The sequence below is a fragment of the Leucobacter sp. 7(1) genome (assembly GCF_900163635.1).
In the GTDB taxonomy this organism is placed as follows: domain Bacteria; phylum Actinomycetota; class Actinomycetes; order Actinomycetales; family Microbacteriaceae; genus Leucobacter.
Map to the genome: position 1 here is coordinate 172,276 of NZ_FUID01000052.1, position 17,980 is coordinate 190,255.

Here is a 17,980-nt window from a genome sequence, read left to right on the forward strand (position 1 = left end):
GTGTGAGACACAGCTGGCAGGTATTCAAACGGGACGTCATGAGGCTGGTCCGCGTTCGCAAGACGTGGGTCATCGTCATCGGCATCCTCGTCACGCCCGCGCTCTACGCCTGGTTCAACATCAACGCGTTCTGGGATCCCTACGCCAACACGGCGAACATCACCATCGCGGTGGCGAACCTCGACGAGGGAGCCGACTCCGAACTGACCGGCGAGGTCAACATCGGCGAGCAGGTCGTTGAGCAGCTTCGTGAGAACGACCAGCTGGGCTGGAAGTTCATGGAGGAGGCTGCCGCGCACACCGCCGTGAAGCGCGGTGACGCCTACGCAGCCATCGTGATCCCCGCGGACTTCAGCGAAGATCTCCTCAGCATGACGACCGGCGAGTTCACACAGCCGGCGCTCAAGTACTTCGTGAACGAGAAGGCAAGCGCGATCGCGCCGAAGATCACCGACGTGGGTGCCTCCACTCTCGACGCGCAGATCACCACCGCCTTCAAGGAGCAGGTGGCCGAGGCCGCCACCGAGGCGGTGAAGGGCGCGGGCGATTCGGTTGAGCTCAAGCTCCTGAACGCCCGGACGAACTCGCTGAACGCCTTCGACCGGACCACGAAGGAGCTGAGCGAGGCCCGCGCGAGCATCGCCACACTCCAGGAGGGCATCGAGGACTCCCGCGCAGGGCTCGGCTCGGCTCGCACAACCCTTGCGGATCTGGATACCACCCTCGCGGACGTGAAAGTCGCCGTCGCGCAAGCCCAGTCGATCATCGTCGAGACCCAGCAGCAGGTCGTCACATTCACGGATGCCGCAAGCTCGGCATACCTGACCGGCACCACCCTGCTCGCCGACGCCACCGCGTCCGCGCACACCTCCGTCACCGAGCTCACTCACGGCTTGGACCAGGTCGGATCCCGCGTCGATTCATCGATCACCGCCGTCACCGCGGTCGTTGAGGCGAACGAGGCCACGATCACGCAGCTCCAGGCGCTGCTCGCGACTTCGGGGCTCAGCCCGGAGACGACCGCCCCGTTGCAGGCAGCACTCGACGGGCTGCAGGCCCAAAACGCCGCCCATCAGACCACACTGCAAGACCTCACGGCTCTGAACACGAGCGCCGCCGACGCCGCCCAGTCGATCCGGAACGCGAGCGGCGCACTGAACGACGCGATGCAGGGCACCGCCGGTGCCGCTGGTGACATGCGCTCGATCATCACGAACACCGTGCCGGCCGTCAACGCCGCAATGTCTCAGCTGTCGTCGAGCGCCGGCGCCTTCGGAGCGGCGATCGGGGCACAGCAGGCGACCCTCACCCAGGCAGACGAGCTCCTCCGCGGTCTCGACACCCAGCTTGTGTCTACCTCGGCGGCTGTCGGAAACTTCGATTCTGACCTCTCGAACATCGCGACGGGAGTGAAGAACGCCCGTGCCGACGTCCTCGCCCTCGGCTCGGCATCGGAGTGGAACACACTCCAGACTGTGACCGGCCTCGACCCCGAACAGATCGCGCAGTTCATCGCGTCACCCGTGACTGTTGACGAGAAGGTCGTGTTCCCGATCGAGAACTACGGCTCAGCGATGGCGGCGCTTTTCACAAACCTGTCACTGTGGATCGGCGCGTTTGTGCTGATGGTGATCTTTAAGGTCGAAGTCGACACCGAAGGGATTCCCGGCCTCACCGTGCGCCAGGCATACCTGGGGCGGTTCATGCTGCTCGGAACGCTCGCGATGCTGCAGGCGCTTATCGTCTGCCTCGGCAATCTCGTGATTGGCATTCAAACAGCAAGCGCGCTCGCCTACGTGGGGACCGGACTCTTCACCGCGCTTGTATACGTCAGCATCATCTATGCACTGTCGGTCGCGTTTGGCCATATCGGCCGCGGCCTCTGTGTGCTGCTGATCATCATGCAGATCCCCGGCGCTTCGGGGCTCTACCCGATCGAACTCATGCCCGGCTTCTTCCGGACGATCTACCCGCTCCTCCCCTTCTCCTACGGCATCGACGCGATGCGGGAGACGATCGCCGGCTTCTACGGCGGCCACTACTGGCGCTTCGTGGGTGTCCTGGCACTCATGGGGACCGTCGCGTTTTTCCTCGGGATGATCCTGCGGCGCCGCCTCGCGAATTTCAACAGGCTCTTCAACCGCGAGATCGCGGCGACGGATCTCCTGATCGGCGAAAAGGTCCAGGTCGTGGGTTCCGGGTACCGTTTGCCCGACGTGATCCATGCGCTCCGCAACCGCAGCGAGTACCGCGCGGATCTGGAGCGCCGTGCCAAGCCGTTCACCCAGCACTATCCCGCGCTGCTCCGAGGCACGCTCATCACGGGTGCCGTCGGGCTCGGTGCCCTCGCGATCATCGCGTGGGCGCTGCCCGGAGGCAAGGCCCCGCTGCTCGGGGTGTGGGTGTTCTGGTGCCTGCTCATCATGGGATTCCTCGTGGTGATCGAGTACATCCGGCAGAGCTTCGCAAGCGCGCAGGAGGTCGGGAACCTCGAGGACTCCGAGCTCCGCACCGCAATGCTCACTGAACGCACCGAGCTCCACGAAGCGGACGAAGCGGGGCAGTCCGCTGTGCCGGATCCTGATCCCGATCCTGATCCTGATGCACCCACACTCGTTTTGCGCCGCACCGATACCTCGATGGGAGGGCCGCACGCATGAGCGCGATCCTGCGACTGACCCGCCGCGATGTGCGGCACGCCACGCGCAACGTCATGGCGTCGATCGTGATCTTCGGTCTGGTCATCATCCCGTCCCTGTTCACCTGGTTCAACGTGATCGCGAGCTGGGATCCCTTCGCGAACACCAGCCGCCTGAAGGTCGCCGTGGCGAGCGCGGACACCGGCTACCAGAGCGAGCTGATGCCGATCACGCTCAACGTCGGTGAGCAGGTGCTCTCCGAGTTGCGCGCAAATGAGCAGCTCGACTGGGTCATCACCTCCGAAGAGGACGCGATCGACGGCACCCGTTCCGGCGCCTACTACGCGTCCATCGTGCTCCCGCCCTCGTTCAGCACTGACATGATGACGTTTTACGCCGACGGCGCGGATCGCACAAGCATCGACTTTTACACAAACGAGAAGAAAAACGCGCTCGCCCCCAAGATCACGGAGCAGGGGGCCGAGGGGGTGTCTGCGCAGATCAGCGAGGCCTTCACGGTAACCCTCGGAGATGTGGCGCTCGGCCTCATCACTTCGGTGTCCGACTACCTCACCGACGATCAGACTCAGGCCGCGCTCGCCCGCGTCGAATCGCGCGTCAGCAATATCGGCACCCAGCTTCGGGCCAGCGCCCGCACCGCCGATACACTCACGACACTCGTGGATTCCGGCCTGCCACTCGTCGACAGCGCAGAATCGCTCGTCTCCACCGCGGGCGGCGCGTTCTCCGACACCTCCGCAGCTGTGGGGAGCGGGGCCGCCGCAGCCGAAGAGCTCAAGGCTACGCTGCAGGGCGCCACCGAAGCGCTGAGCTCGGCACTTGCGGCTACCGCCGGAAGCTACGACGCGGTGGGGGCGCGAATCGACGAGCTGTTTGCCAGCGCGGATGCCACCGGCGCGAGCCAGGCGCAGCTGCTCCGGTCACTCGCGGACGGCGTCCAGCAGCAGATCGACCAGACCACATCGCTGCGGGATCGCCTCGCCGCCGACGTCGCACCCGCGCTCCCCGAGGCGTCCCAGGCCGAACTCACCCGGGTCCTCAGCCGACTCGATGACGCGATTTCACGCCAGGAAGGCGTGCGCGACCGCCTCACCCAGGCGGCGCAAGATATTACCGACGGCAGCGCGTCCTCGCAGCAGTCACGCCAGGGCATCGCCGACGCGATCGCGGGGGCGAAGGCCGCGGTCGCCGACGCCCAGAACGCCTACGCGAACGGGCTGAAGCCGCAGCTCGATCAGCTCGCAGGCACCCTCGACGTGGTGAGCGCCGATATCGCGAAGATCCGCGGAGACCTCTCGGGGGCGGCGTCACGCCTCTCCGGCGCTGGCGATTCGGTACGGTCCGTGCTGAGCAGCGCAAGCGAGGCGACGCAGAAGCTCTCCTCCTCACTCAACAAGACCGCTGACACGTTCGGCGAGCTACAACGCGCGCTCGCAAAGGCGGCGGACACGGGCGACCTCTCGGAGGTCGCCGAGATCATCGGCTCGGACCCCGGTGTGCTCGCGACATCGCTCGCCGAGCCACTCCGGGTCGACCGCACCGCCGTGTTCCCGATCGCGGGCTTCGGGGCCGGCATGGCGCCGCTCTACACGGTACTCGCGCTCTGGGTCGGCGCGCTCCTGATGACCGTCACGATTCGTGTGGACGTCACACCGGAAATGCTGCCCGGCGAACCGGAACTCTCCCCCACGCAGAAGTATCTGGGCCGCTACGGGATCTTTGCCCTCGTTGGCCTCGCCCAGAGCACGCTGGTGACCGCTGGACTTGTGCTGTTCGTGCAAATCGAGCCAGCGCACCCACTCCTCATGATCCTTGCGGGCTGGGTCATCTCCCTGGTGTTCACACTGATCATCTACACCTTCGTCGTGGCGTTCGGAAACGCGGGCAAGGCGCTCGCGGTGCTGCTGCTGGTGATCCAGATCTCCGGATCCGGCGGGGCCTACCCGCTGCAGCTGCTGCCCGTCTGGTTCCAGAACATCAGCCCGTTCCTCCCAGCTACCTACGCCATCGACGCACTGCGCGCCGCTGTCGCAGGCATCTATGCAGCTGACTACTGGGTGGCCCTCGGTACGCTCGCACTGTTCGCACTTCCGGCGCTCCTGCTCGGTCTGGTGCTGCGCCGCCCTCTCATTTCCTTCAATCGGGGGCTCATGGAAGCCCTCGAGTCGAGCAAGTTGATGTAGGACGGAGCCGCATGTCAGCCCAATTCGCCCGGGAACGCCCGGCCACGAATCTCCTGCCCGGTTCGCGGCGGCGCGACGCAACCGCGAACCGGGAGACCCTGCTGTGGGCGGCGCAAGCCGCTCTCGCCGAACAACCGACGGCCTCGCTCGACGCGATCGCACAGGCGGCAGGACTCACACGGCGCGCGCTCTACGGCCACTTCCCCGACCGGGACGCGCTGCTCCACGAGGTCATCGCCGTCGGCGCACGCCAATTTCGCGAGATCGCAACCGCCGCGTCAGATGATGATCCCCGTGTGGCCCTCGCGCAGCTTGCGGCCCGGCTGTGGAACGCCGCCCAGGCGGTGCGCGCCTCGGCGCACATCTCCGCGCAGGACGCATACGCAGACGCCACTGCCCAGGCCCTCGAGCCGCTGCGCCAGCGCCTCACTGTGCTCACCCAGCAGGGTGTCGGATCCGGCGCGTTCCGCCGCGACATGACCCCTGAGCTCCTGGCATTCCTCATCGAGGAGACTGCCCGGGCGACGCTCCGCGAGCGGCGCGTCGCCGAGACCGCTGGGGCCGAGACCGCAGTCAAGGTGATCCTCAGCATCGTGGGGCTCTCCTGGCAGGAACAAGGTGAATTGCTCGCTACGCACCCTGAGGTGTTGAGCGCCGACCGATAAACGGAGCGCACGCCACACCGATCAGGGCGATAATCCCGGCGACCACAAACGCCGTTCGCACCCCGGCGGCCTCACCCGCGGGGCCCGCAACGCCGCTCATCGCCGCACCCCAGGCGAGCCCGCCGACCATCGCGGCAATTCCGATGGCTCCGGCCAGCTGCTGAAGCGCGTTGACGATCGCGCTGCCGTGGCCGTACAGGCGCACCGGCACCCCGCTCAGCGCGTGGGTCAGCATCGGGGTGAGCACGAGCGACATCCCGATCGAGAACAGCACGTGCATGGCGATGATCGTGGGCACGGTGGTCCCCGCGTCGATTGTCACCATCCACCACTCCGCGGCCGCAAGCAGAATCGTGCCGGGGACAACAAGCGGCAGCGGCCCCACTGCGTCGTAGAGCCGCCCGACAAACGGCGAGAGCAGCCCCTGCGTCACGCCGCCAGGCAGCAGCATCAGCCCGGTGGCGAGCACACTCAGCCCCAGCACAGACTGCGCAAACATCGGCAGCACGATGACGGTCCCGAGCATGGTCCCCATAGCGACCATCACCAGCACCACTGAGAGCGTAAAGCTGCGCTGCGTGAAGGGCGAGAGATCGAGCAGCGCGCGCCCTGATCCACGCGCGACCAGGGACCGTTGGCGGATCACAAACCACACGAGTCCCCCAATACCGACGACGCCGGCGACAAGCGGCACGAGGGATCCGTTCGCGAGATCCGACACCGTCGACGTAGCGGTGACCAGGCCGCCGAAGCCGAGCAGGCTGAGCACCACGGAGGGGAGATCAAGAGCCGCGCGGCCGCCACCGCCGATCCGGGGCATCAGCGTGGCCCCGATCAGCAGCGCCGCCACCGCGATCGGCACCATGAAGCCGAATACCCAGCGCCAGTTGAACGCCTCGATCACGATCCCGGAGAGGGTCGGCCCCACTGCGGGACCCACCGAGATGACAATCGAGTTCAACCCCATGACGGTGCCGCGGTGCATTGGCTGGACGAGCGTCAGAGTTGTGGTCATGAGCAGCGGCATCACCATCGCGGTGCCGGCGGCTTGCAGCACCCGGGCGACAAGCACCACAGCGAAACTGGGGGCGACGGTCGCAAGCACGGTGCCAACGAGGAAGAGGGAGATCGCGACGAGGAACAGGCGACGCAGGGTGAAGCGCTGCAGCAGGAAGCCCGTTGTTGGGATCACCACCGCCATCGTCAGCAGGAATCCCGTGGTGAGCCACTGCACGGTTGTGGCACTCACCTCAAATTCGCGCATAAGCTGCGGGAGGGCGACGCTGAGCACAGTCTCGTTCAGGATCATCACAAACGCGGACACCGCGAGGATCGCGATGGCCGCGGTGATTGCTTTGGCGCTGAGAGGCGACTGTGCGGGCGACTCATCAGCCTCGGGCACAACGGGAGTCGGGGCGGTATGGGCGGAGGGGGAAGGAGTCACTGCAGCGGGGTCGCTTTCACATCGGGGGCATTCATCAGACGTACATCATGGCACACTGTGCCACAATTTCGTAAGTGGCCCCGCACATCAGATAGATTCGTGAGTATCGAGACCCGCAATCCAAGGAGTGCCGTGCCCGAACAATCCGACGCCCCACCCACCGGCTCCCCGGGCACGGAGGGTGTGCGGGAACGCCACTACCGTGAGACGCACAGGCGCATTCACCTTGCGGCGCTCGCACTTGCGGAGCGCGACGGCCTCCACCGCATGACCACCGCGCAGATCGCCGCCGACGCCGGGATCTCACGCCGCACATTTTTCCGCTACTTCTCGTGCAAGGAGCAGGCCGTGCTCCCCGGGCACCGCCGCTACCTCGACGCACTCGCCGAGATCCCCCTCCCCCAGCCCGGCTCCGCCGACCCCGCCGACCCCGCCGATATCGTCGCCATCATCGACGCGGTCGGTGACCAGGTCCTGTCCTTTGAGGGCGACCCCGAGCTGACCGTTCACCGCCGCGTCTCGGCGCTTCTCCACTCCGAGCCAGAACTGCGCGCCTACGGGGCGGCGCAGGACGCCGAGATCGCCGAACGCATGGCCGAGCGCCTCACAGGGGTCTTCCCCGAGGTCTCGCTTGCGGAACTCACCTTGCTCACTGAAGTGGGCATCACCGCTTGGCGGCACGGCTGGATCCGGTGGTCCGCACAGGCCGAAGCACCAGGCGCGGAAACCCCGACCGAGAGCCATCGCGCCACACGCGCTGCGCTGCGGCGCGCATTCTGCGGGGGCACCGCGTGAGCGCGGGCCGCACCCCAGGCACTCAGCTCAACCTTGTCGCCATGGTGAACCCACCCACGAGCCAGTATGCGGAGAACTGGCGACACCCGCTCTCTCGCACCGACTGGTTGAGCGGCGCCTTTTTCACCGACCTCGCGCGCACCCTGGAGCGCGGCTGCTTCGACATGATCTTCTTCGCCGACGCGCTGGCCGTCCCGGAGGACCGGCACGGTGAGTACGCGACGACCCTCCGCACCGCGGGCAAGGGCAGCATCTATTTCGACCCGATCACGCTCATCTCTCACGTTGCCGGCGCGACGACACATCTTGGCCTCGGCGCCACAGTGTCCACGAGTTTCGTGCCGCCGTACGCGATCGCCCGGCAGCTCCTCTCCGCGGACCACCTCTCCGGAGGCCGGGTCGCGTGGAACATCGTGACCTCCACGACGGATGCTGAAGCACGCAACATGGGACAGCCTCGGATCGCCTCACCCGCAGAACGGTATGACCACGCCGACACCGTGGTGGAGACTGTGCGCGAGCTCTGGCGTTCGTGGGCACCCGGCGCGCTTGTCCACGATCGCGTGAGCGGTGAGTTTGCGGACCCAGAACGCGTCCACCGCATCCCCGAGGGGCTGCGGTCTCGCGGCCCGATCACCCTGCCGCGGAGTCCGCAGGGCGAGCCCGTACTCATGCAGGCGGGGTCGTCGTCTCGCGGCCGCGACTTCGCCGCGCGGTGGGCAGAAATAGTCTTCGCGATCAGCGATTCCCCCGAAGAAATGCGCGCCATGCGCACCGAACTCCGCGACCGAGCCCGCATCGACTACGGCCGCGATCCGGACTCGGTTCGGGTACTTCAGGGCATCCAGCCGATCGTCGGCGGCACCGACGCCGCGGCCCAGGCAAAGCTCGCAGAGCTGCAGGCCGCCATCGACCTGCCCGAAGCGCTCACTAAACTCGCCAGGCTCCTGCACGCAAACACGCTCGACCCCGAGGGATCCGCGGTCGCGCTGCTCGACGCGCACCGCGGGGCCACCGGCAGCACCGGTTTCGAAGACATGCTCCGCGCTGTGAGCGAGCGGCGCGGCTTCACCGTCGCTGATCTCGCCCGCGAGCAGGCAATGAACCAGCTCCACCCCCAAATTGTTGGCACCCCAGCAGCGATCGCGGATGAGCTCGAACACCTGTTCCGCAGCGAAGCCGCGGACGGGTTCATCGTGTTCCCGGCGCTCTACCACTCCTCCTTCGAGGACTTCGTCTCAGGCGTGGTTCCCGAACTGCAGCGGCGCGGGGTGTTCCGCTCGAGCTACGCGGGCCCCACGCTCCGCGATCAACTACGGGCCTGACTCGCGCCCGCCCCTTGCCTACTGCCCGCCGCCCGCACCGAAAACACGGAGATTCACGCCCAAATCACCCAATCGGCCGAAAATCTCCTGCGGAATCGAGAATCTCCTGCAGGATCGTGAATCTCCGCGATGAGCGCGGGCCACCCGGACGCATCGCACCGCACCGCACCGCACCGCACCCACCGCACCCAACCTCTCACATACTCAGCCTGGCCAGTACCGCGCTCGGCTACGACATTACTTGGCCAAGCCCGCGCGCTCTTAAGGCCCTCTGCATCCCCGGCGCCCCGGCAGCCGCTCGCACCGAAAACACGGAGATTCACGCCCAAGTCGCCCAATCGGCCAAAAATCTCCTGCGGAATCGAGAATCTCCGTGTTCAGAGTGAGGCGCTAAGGCACTGAGACGTTCAGGAGCACCAGCGCGCCCCACCGGGGCACAGGGACAACCCCTGCACCCCGGCCCGCCTATCGCGCGTTCGCTACGGCCCGGCGCTGCTGCACCCAGCCCACGACCGTATCAACAACCACGAACCCGGCGAGCGTCCACCCGACAAGTGGGAGCATCACGCCGATGCCAATTGCCCCGAGCAGCACAAGCCCGATCCCCCACCAGGGGGCACCACGCAGCGTGCCGCGACGCGGCGGCTTTGCGAACTCGAGTGCTGAGGTTCGCGTGGGTCGGCGTCGCCACCACATCAGGTATCCCAGAACCACGAGCCAGGCGATCCCCACGGCGACGAGGAACAGCACGAGCTGGTTGACAAACCCAAACATCACGCCCATGTGGAGGTCGATCCCCCACCGCGTGAGCTTCGCCAGCAGTGAGAATCCGCGGAAGTCCACGCGATCTACAACCTCCATCGTGCTGCCGTTGATCGCCACCGCGTCGGCTTCCGTGGGGAAGTTCGACTTGATCTCCTTGACGACCCACGCCTGTCCAGGGGCGGAGGGCGGCTCGATCTGGACCTGACTCGCATTCACGTTGATGCGCTGCCCAATCGCGAGCATCGCGTCAAAGGTGTCGGGGTTCGCCTCACCGCTTGGCGCGGTCGCTGGCGCACCGTGACCGGCGTGTTCGTCGGCCGCGGGTGCGTTCCCGTCCAGGCTCGTGTCTACCCGGGGTGTGGTCCCGCCCAGGGCCGTACGCACGACACCAACGTTGCCCCCGGCGAACTGCGACCACGTGATCCCTGTGACCGAGAGGAACAGCGCCCCGAGCAGGACCCACGCCCCGATCGAGGTGTGCCAGCTCAGCGATTTCCTGTATCCGCGGTACTTCCGGTTGGGACGAACGAAGTCCTTCTTCGTCCGCGACTTCCGGATTCGCACGAGCCAGAGCCCGAATCCGGCGAGTGCGATGATGCCCAGCCAGGAGGCCGCAAGCTCGCTGTAGATCCGACCGACCTCCCCGAGGTGGAGCGTGCGGTGCAGGCCCGAGACCCAGGTGCGGAACGGAAGCTCCTCGTTTGAACTGTAGCTGGGCAGATCCCCGCGAATCTCCCCGGTTGCGGGGTCGACGAATACCGCTCGGGACACCCCCGCATCAAGCGAGGGGTCGGCGAACAACACACGGGTGGTGCGTCCAGATTCCGCCGCGGGCCGCACAAGCGTGAGTGCCGCGTCGTCTCCGGCGTACTGCTGCGCCGCTCGGATCTGGTCCCCGAGCGACAGTTGAGTGTCACTCGCGGGTGCGCGAAGCGTCTCGGCGTAGACGACCTGCTCGATTGTCGGCGTGAGCGCGTACAACCCGCCCGAAACCGCTGCGACCAGGATGAACGGGCCGACGAATACGCCAGCGTAGAAGTGGAGCCGCAGCAGGAGCTGGGCGAACCAACCACGCTGGGGCTTCGCGGACTTTGGGGCAACGGACGGCGCGGCCGCGGGGGCGGGGCCCGGGGCGGGTACAGACTGTGTCGTGGTCATGGCGCGACTCAGTGCTCACTGTGCTCGTCGGCGGGTTCCGAGGTGTCCCCGTCACCACTCTCGTAATTCTCGTTCGCGCCCGTGTAATCCTTCACGAGTGCGGTGATCTCGGACGTCGATCCGTCCGCGAACTCGAGCGTCAGGACGAGTTCCTCACCGGCGGTGAGAGCCGCGGGCAGGTCCATCAACATAAAGTGGTTGCCACCCGGTTCGAGGTCGAAGCGACCATTGGCGGGGATCACGAAACCTCCCTCGACCTCGCGCATGACCATCTGTCCCGACTCGTTCGGGACGGTCTCATGGAGCTCAATCAGGTGGGCGGCCTGCGAGCGGACCGCGACGACGGTCACATTGCTAGCCGTGGTGTTCTGAAGTACCCCGAATGCGCCGGTCATGTCACCGGCCGCCGCGGACTTGATCCAGGCGTCGGTCAGCGTCACGGATTTTGCGGCGCTCTGCACCGCAACGGTACTTCCCGTTGCGGAATTCGGTCCTCCCCCTGGAGCGCAGCCTGCGATCGCGAGCAGCGCGACGCCGAGGGCCGCGGTCAGAGGTATTGTGCGTGAAAACGTGTTCTTCATTGAGTTGTCGCCTTTCAGGCGGTCATGTGCGCAGCGCTGCGACAGAAATGGGCGCAGGCAAACGCCCCGCTGCGGTGACAACCGCAGCGGGCAAGAATCAGGGAAGCGGATGGGCGCACGCGCGACACCCGCGTCAGGTACCTGAAGCGGGTGGGGTCAGCGAGAGAGCCCGGAAAGGACGGGCGGGCCGCGTCGGATCAGCACGGAGGCACGCAGTTGCGCGAGCACCGTCCAGCCGCGGGCCGGCCGAGGCTGCACACGGACCGGAGGGCGTACGGGAACCGCGCGCAGTGGGGCTTGGAGCCGACGCCCGAGCCAGAGACCAATGCGCTCGGCGAGGACTCGCAGACGATGGATCGTGCGCTCACCTCGGTAGAGGAACAGGATCGTGACTACCGCACCGATCGCGTGTGACGCCCACATCACCGTGCTGCCCTGGATCAGCTCCACGGTCTCACCTGAGATCGCGGGGAGGGCGATCGCCATTTGTCCGTGATTCTGGTGCGGGCCGCCAGTCGGAACTCCCGCGCCGTTCGAGGGCACCGCCCCCAAAACAAAGAGCGTGTGGAACAGCGTCTGGCTCGCCATGACCGAGATCGAAAGCCTGGTCAGCGAGAGTTTACGTCCGGCGAGCAGCACGCACACGAGGAGCGACAACAGCAGCGGGGCCACGATCCCGAGCGGGGCCGGCATCGCGCCGCCCGCCAAGACGTGTGAGAACAGCGCCGCGTAGGTCGCAATTGTCGCCGCGCACGCGCCCCGCACCAGGTGCGGGAGACGCGAGGCGGTGGTCATACGCCCATTATTCCGTATCGCCGGGGAGGGTGCAGCCGCGTACTGCCAGGTCACACTTCAGACCGGTTTCCCCTCACCGCCGCGCAGGAGATCCACGGGGCGCGCCCTCAAACGGGCAGAAAATCTCCGTCGTAACCGTGAATCTCCGTGGTTCTCGTTCGGGCTCGAACGCACAGCGCGCGGCGCGCGCCGCGCACAGGCTCACCCGCGATCGCGCACCACTGCGGCGAGCGCTCGGAAGGCCTGATCAGCGGGATGTGCGTGATCCGGCAGGTTGGACGCGTTCATGTACACCACGATGCTCGCACCGGACTCGGGGTCGTGGAAGGTGGCCGCGGTGAAGCCGACGCCCTCGCCGTTGTGTCCCAGCCACCCGTTCGTCTCCCCCATGCCCACGGCATACAGGTCGTATGGTGGCTTCTCGATCTCGTGCCCGATCTCCCGCAGTACCTGTGTCTCGGGCTGCAGCAGCGCGCCGGATCCCAGCGTCTCGGCCCACACCCGACCGTCATCGAGCGTGGAGAACAGCGACCCTGCTGCCCCCAGGATCGAGGGGTTCTGGTCTTGCGGGGCGAGTTCCCCGGTTTCCGGATCAGGCTGGTACCCCACGGGATGCGGCTCGGCCCAGTCGACGACGTCTGTGATGTAGTGTGTGCCCCGTTGCCCCAGCGGGTCGAGGATGCGTTTCTGCAGAGCCTCAGCGTAGGGCTGACCCGTGACTTTTTCGATGACCGCGCCCAGCAGGTTGGTGTTGGCGTTTGTGTACACAAACTCGGTGCCGGGATCAAACTGCGCGGGCTGGCCGACGACCCCCTGGTTCAGTTCAGCGAGCGTGTAGACGTGTGTCGGATCCTTCGCGAACTCCCTCATGAACGCCTCGGTGACGTAATCGGCGATTCCGCTCGACATGTTCGCAAGCTGCAGGAGGGTGATCTCGTCACCGTGGGTGACCCCGGGCACGTACGAGTCGAGGGCGTCGTCGAGGCTGAGCTTGCCCTCGTCCGCGAGTTGGAGCAGCAGGGTCACCGTGTACGACTTGGTGATGCTTCGGATCGGCCAGCTCATGTCTTCGGTTGCGGGTTCCGCGTTCGCCATGTCCGCGAGCCCCACCGCGGTGGTCCATGACCCCTCACCCGGAATCCAGACCCCGGCGACTGCTCCGGGCACGGAGTACTTCGCCCGTGTCTGTTCGAGGGCGTCGTCCAGGGCATCCTGCAATTCTTCCGGCAGCGCGCCTGTGGGGGCGCTGGGTCGCTGGATCATACTCGGGCTCGCGGCCGAATCATCCGCTGCCGGATCTGCGGTTCCGCCGCCGGGTGCACAGCCGCTCAGCGTCGCGCCTCCCACTGCAAGCCCGACTGCGGCGAGCGCCGCAAGCCGCATGATCCGACGCCGCTTCTGAGCTGTGGTGCTGGTGTACATGTCCCGGCTCCCTCGCCTCACGGGACACACGATCCATGCGGCGTCAAACCGCGGTAGCGCCCATCCCTGGTGAGAGCAATCGTGACACTCGCTCGGCGATCTGACAAGAGCCGATACCCGTGCCAGAGTGAGGGGGTGCCACCTCGCCGACGCAATTCCGCAACCCAGTCCGCGGCGACCCGCGCCCGCTACGCGACGCGCCGCCGCACGCGACTGGCGCGTGTCGACAACGATCTGACAGATGAGCAGTGGGCGATCCTGCTCGAAGCGTGGGGGTGCTGCGCGTACTGCCAGGGCACCGGACCGGCCCTGCAACGGGACTGCGTGCAGCCGATCTCCCGTGGCGGGCGCTACACACTCGGGAACGTCGTTCCCGCCTGTGCGTCATGCAACGCGAGCAAGCACAATTCCGAGGTCACCTCGTGGCTGCGCCGCAAGAAGCTTGATGAGCGCGCCTTCCTGCTGCGCCACGCGACGATCCTGCAGCAACTCCTCCCCGACAGTCCCGAGGGCAGCGAGGCCTAATCTCCGACTGTGCAGGTGGCGTCCCAGCGAGTACCCTGTGGCTGCGGGGCACGAGCGCGCGGCACACCGCTGCTCGCCGTGAGGGGCGTCACGACAGGAGCGTCGCATGACCGCGTTCACCGCACACCGAATGATCTTGGCACCCCGAGCCCGGGTGGCCCACGTACTCACGAGCATTGCCGAGCTAGCGGAGTGGAACCCTGCGCTGCTCGGCGTTGCCGCGCCGGATCGTGTCGCCACGATCGGTAGGGAGTATCGCGTCACCACCCGAGTTCCCGGGCCGGCGACTCTCCGGTACGCGGAGACGAGCGCCGAGCGTATCGTGTGGGTCCTCACCGTCGTCGGTGGCGTGGAAGTCGGCGAGTGGGATCTCCAGGACGCCCGGCTCCCCGACACTTCCGACTCTGGCACGCAAGTTGACTCCGGCTCCACGGTGGTGACCCATACTGTGCGACACTCGGGTCTCCTCCTGCGGGCGCTCCGCTCGGCAATGCGCCCAGTCCCAGCGCTCAGACTTGACCGGCTTGCCGACCGCCTGTGACTCACGAAACCGAGTGGTTGTCCGCGCCCCCGGGACCTCAGGTGACGCCGGTGGCCCCGAGGATCGTCGCGAGTCGCGCCCGTTCAGTGGCGTAGTCGCCGAGGTCAAGGGGGAAATCCCCGCGGTATTCGCTGGCATCACGCAGGAGGGCATTGCCCACAGCGAGCGCGAGCCTGACGGACATGTCTGCCTCGCGCTCGCTCGGAACTCCCGGCAAGCGCGCCTGGTCTGGGTGTGCGTCGAGCCACCGGGCCAGGACTCGCGCGAGCCGTTTCCGGCTTTCTGCATGGGCGTGGATCACGGGCCGGCCGACGCCCGCTTCTCGCAGGAATAGTGCGACGCGTTGGGGGCCAACTAAGCTCGGCTCGCCGCCCTGCACGGACTCGACGATCAACTCGAGTGCGGCGAGGACGAGGTCGTCCGGGTGCGCGCTCAACACGTGTTCCGCTCGTGCGGGATCGAATGTGAAGGGGCTGCCGAAGATCGCGTGTTCGAGCGAAGCGAAGTAATTGAAGAACGTGCTGCGCGACACCATGACCGTCTCACACACCCGGTCCACGGTGACCGCGCTCACCCCCTCCTCGACTGCGAGAGTGACGGCGGCGTGTTCGAGCCGCTCGTGCGTCTGCCGCCGCTTCCGTTCACGGAGCCCCTCAGGCATCAGCGCCCCTCCAACGCGCCATCTGGGCACCGCGCCACACAACCGGGTGTCGGACCGAAGCCCGGGCTCGCGCTACTCCCCCTTCGTGGCAAGCACTCGCAGTGCCACATCCGCGTCGCCCTCGGCGCGGAGCTCCAGGTGCACCGGGAGCAGCCGCCCCAGCACAGGGGCGGTCGAGACCCAGGCGCAGCCGGGGATTGCCGCGAGCTGTGTCCGGTATCGCTCCGCGAAATAGCAGGTGACCGTCGCATACCCTTCGCGAAGCGCGAGCCAAGCTAAATTCTTGGTGCCACGCTGCACCCGGCAGAGCCACCCGCCGTCCAAATAGTACTTCCAGGACACCTGCACGGCCGGGGAAAGCTCCGCGCAACCAGCGAGGAGTCGGTCCCACGCGGGAACGGCGGGGCCGAGCAGCCGAACAATTCGTTCCTCGCCCGGAGGGCCGTCGGTCCTTCCACCTGCAACGTACGCGGTGAACTGCACGGTCTCCTCCTCGCGGTGCGGGAGCTCCTCGCGCACCCGGTGTCTCGCAAATCAGTATCCCAATCCCTCGCGCGTGAGAGGCTCCCCACCATGAGGGTGCAGTAGTGGGCCGCGGGGAATCCAGCGTCCCGCGGCCGCTACTGTCACCGGCCGCGTGTCTCTTCGACGGAGACCCCGTGGCCGGAACACAGCAGCGGACGCGGAACACTGTGGACTAGCTCCGGCGTCGCGCGGACAGGATCAGCGCGGCGGCCCCGCCCAGGAGCGCGAGACCACCGAGCAGCACCGGTGTGGCCCCTTGTCCGCCGGTCGTCGCGAGCGCAGCGGGCCGCACCGCCGTATCGCTCGGCTTCGCATGCGGCTTCGGCTGTGGCTTGTCGTCGGGCTTCACCGCGTCATCCGGCTTCACCGCGTCATCCGGCGTGGTGTCCGCGGTCACGGTCACCACGACGGTTGCGGCGCTCCGCAGCAGCTGCGGCGATCCGGGGGTGAATCGCAGCTCAACCTCGTGCGCTCCGACAGGGAGTCCGGCAAGGACAACGGTTCCAGTCCCCTCCTCGAGGGAAACTGGATCGCCAAGCGGCTGCACGCCCACGTACGCCTGCACAGTGCCCGCGGGGAGATCGATGGGGGCATCGGAGCGGTTCTCGGATCCACCGTTGCCAGTACCATCCTCACCAGATCCGGCGTCGACGATTTGCGCCGTCACGTCAACCTGCGCGGGCCGAGTTGGGGTACCCCGCAGTTCGATGGCGTGAGGCGTGAGGGCGGTCTCTACCCCCAAGATCCGCAGCGCAGCGGGAACGCTCGCGGAGTCAGCAAAGCCGTCTCCCGGCACGAACCGAGCGGTCAGCTCGTGTGCACCGAGCATGAGTTCCGCAGGGTTCAGCGTGAAGACCGCAAGGGCCGTGCCGGGTGCCGTCTCTGCGTCCGTACCGAGCTGGCCCGTATGCACGATTCCCTCGTCAACCAAGAACTCGACGGCACCGCGTGGCACCGTAGTGCCGTCCGCCGACTGCACAGTCGCGGTCAGCGCGACAGCGCCGTCCGCACGGATCTGCGGCGCGGAGAGTGCGAGCGTCGTGGCCGTCTCCAGAACATCCCCCGTGAAGGTCGAGAACGGGGAGGAGGAGTTCGCGTAGTTGCCGCGGCTATCGCCCATGTAGGCGACGCTCAAGTTGGTGGTCCCCCAGGGCACGACCACATCGTCAAACACAACCGAACCGTCGGCTGCGAGGTCGAGCGTCATCAGCGGTGAGCCGTTTGCGAGCAGCACGGCCGATCCGTCGAGCCCGTCAGGGTCGGGGCCCTGACGGTCCGCGCTGACCCGCGCGGACACGTCGATCGGGGCCTCGATTGTGGCGGAGGCGGGTGCACTCGTGATCTGCGTCTGGGTGCTGATCTGCGCAACACTGAATGCCGTCGGATCACTCGCCGAAGCGAGCGCGTCGGCCGTTCCCGCGAACCGGGCCACAAGTTCGTGGCTCCCCGCGGCGGGTGTGAGCACGAGCGGGATGAGGGTGCCGTACTTCCCGGAACCGAAATAGATCAGTGGGCTCTGCCCGACTACCACTCCGTCGAGTTCAAAGCTCACGAGTTCACCGCTGAGCAGCGCTGGCCCGTTGAGAGTGACCACAGCCGAGGCGACAAGCAGTTCTCCCACGCGAGTCGGACTGACTCCGATGTTGAGTGCCGTGCTCGTGGTGACCGCTGCGGCAGCTTCGGCGACAGACTCGGCCTGTTGTGGGAGCGGAGCGGCCTGGGCGGCGTTCGCTGTGGCGAGCCCAGCGCCGCTGAGAGCCAGCGTTGCCGCAAGGGCGAGCCCCAGGGGGCGCCGGGGCGCTTCGCGCCGCGTTCCGGTGTGGAGAGGATCCGCTGCGTTGTCGGATCGAAAGCTTCGGGGTAACTTAATCACAATCCAACATTAGACTAAGTTCATTGATGGTGTCACGTCGTTTTTCAACACGGCTCGCACCG

At 66.8% G+C, this 17,980-nt stretch carries 15 protein-coding genes; 7 read left to right on the forward strand and 8 right to left on the reverse strand.

The annotated features are described in order from the left end of the window. Positions 1-2: 2 nt before the first annotated feature. The 3 genes from FM113_RS10250 to FM113_RS10260 are packed head-to-tail and all read left to right on the forward strand — an operon-like array spanning position 3 to position 5,508. Complete coding sequence (locus FM113_RS10250; protein WP_087014297.1) at positions 3-2,660, forward strand: YhgE/Pip domain-containing protein; 2,658 nt, start codon at positions 3-5, stop codon at positions 2,658-2,660. After that, positions 2,657-4,843: a YhgE/Pip domain-containing protein gene (locus FM113_RS10255; RefSeq protein WP_087014299.1), complete on the forward strand. Its 2,187-nt coding sequence runs from the start codon at positions 2,657-2,659 to the stop codon at positions 4,841-4,843. Before FM113_RS10250 ends, FM113_RS10255 begins: the two co-directional genes overlap by 4 nt. Positions 4,844-4,854: 11 nt before the next feature. Then, entirely contained in the window at positions 4,855-5,508 is a 654-nt protein-coding gene (locus FM113_RS10260; RefSeq protein WP_087014301.1) for a TetR/AcrR family transcriptional regulator, read from the forward strand. Here the strand turns inward: FM113_RS10260 and FM113_RS10265 are convergent. Beyond that, positions 5,474-6,910 (reverse strand): MDR family MFS transporter, encoded by a 1,437-nt coding sequence (locus FM113_RS10265; protein ID WP_254908958.1) that lies wholly within the window; start codon positions 6,908-6,910, stop codon positions 5,474-5,476. The genes FM113_RS10260 and FM113_RS10265 overlap by 35 nt on opposite strands. Positions 6,911-7,084: 174 nt before the next feature. Here FM113_RS10265 and FM113_RS10270 point away from each other — a divergent pair, with 174 nt between their 5' ends. Both FM113_RS10270 and FM113_RS10275 read left to right on the forward strand, forming a co-directional pair. Further along, positions 7,085-7,747 (forward strand): TetR family transcriptional regulator, encoded by a 663-nt coding sequence (locus tag FM113_RS10270; protein WP_217895994.1) that lies wholly within the window; start codon positions 7,085-7,087, stop codon positions 7,745-7,747. A gap of 41 nt (positions 7,748-7,788) precedes the next feature. Beyond that, positions 7,789-9,072 carry an NtaA/DmoA family FMN-dependent monooxygenase gene (locus FM113_RS10275; RefSeq protein ID WP_087014407.1) on the forward strand — a complete coding sequence of 428 codons (1,284 nt, stop codon included), beginning with the start codon at positions 7,789-7,791 and terminating at the stop codon, positions 9,070-9,072. Between the two features lie 465 nt (positions 9,073-9,537). Here FM113_RS10275 and FM113_RS10280 read toward each other — a convergent pair whose 3' ends face one another. From FM113_RS10280 to FM113_RS10295, 4 genes are all read right to left on the reverse strand, one after another. Beyond that, entirely contained in the window at positions 9,538-10,995 is a 1,458-nt protein-coding gene (locus FM113_RS10280; protein ID WP_087014305.1) for a PepSY domain-containing protein, read from the reverse strand. An 8-nt stretch (positions 10,996-11,003) separates the two neighbouring features. Further along, positions 11,004-11,576 carry a copper chaperone PCu(A)C gene (locus FM113_RS10285; RefSeq protein WP_087014306.1) on the reverse strand — a complete coding sequence of 191 codons (573 nt, stop codon included), beginning with the start codon at positions 11,574-11,576 and terminating at the stop codon, positions 11,004-11,006. A gap of 156 nt (positions 11,577-11,732) precedes the next feature. After that, complete coding sequence (locus FM113_RS10290) at positions 11,733-12,371, reverse strand: hypothetical protein (protein ID WP_087014308.1); 639 nt, start codon at positions 12,369-12,371, stop codon at positions 11,733-11,735. Positions 12,372-12,572: 201 nt separating this feature from the next. Beyond that, positions 12,573-13,793, reverse strand: coding sequence for a serine hydrolase (locus FM113_RS10295; protein ID WP_087014310.1), 1,221 nt, complete (start codon positions 13,791-13,793; stop codon positions 12,573-12,575). A 135-nt stretch (positions 13,794-13,928) separates the two neighbouring features. Here FM113_RS10295 and FM113_RS10300 point away from each other — a divergent pair, with 135 nt between their 5' ends. Next, the gene (locus tag FM113_RS10300; protein ID WP_087014312.1) at positions 13,929-14,318 is read left to right on the forward strand and encodes an HNH endonuclease; all 390 of its coding nucleotides are present in this window, start codon (positions 13,929-13,931) and stop codon (positions 14,316-14,318) included. Positions 14,319-14,424: 106 nt separating this feature from the next. Further along, a complete protein-coding gene (locus FM113_RS10305) occupies positions 14,425-14,859 on the forward strand; it encodes a hypothetical protein (RefSeq protein ID WP_087014315.1) in 435 nt (144 codons plus the stop codon). A gap of 37 nt (positions 14,860-14,896) precedes the next feature. Here FM113_RS10305 and FM113_RS10310 read toward each other — a convergent pair whose 3' ends face one another. The 3 genes from FM113_RS10310 to FM113_RS10320 form a co-directional block, all read right to left on the reverse strand. Then, positions 14,897-15,520: a TetR/AcrR family transcriptional regulator gene (locus tag FM113_RS10310; protein WP_087014317.1), complete on the reverse strand. Its 624-nt coding sequence runs from the start codon at positions 15,518-15,520 to the stop codon at positions 14,897-14,899. Positions 15,521-15,592: 72 nt separating this feature from the next. Beyond that, complete coding sequence (locus FM113_RS10315; protein WP_176387164.1) at positions 15,593-16,003, reverse strand: DUF3788 family protein; 411 nt, start codon at positions 16,001-16,003, stop codon at positions 15,593-15,595. A gap of 214 nt (positions 16,004-16,217) precedes the next feature. Further along, positions 16,218-17,918 (reverse strand): Ig-like domain-containing protein, encoded by a 1,701-nt coding sequence (locus tag FM113_RS10320; RefSeq protein WP_087014322.1) that lies wholly within the window; start codon positions 17,916-17,918, stop codon positions 16,218-16,220. Positions 17,919-17,980 lie beyond the last annotated feature (62 nt).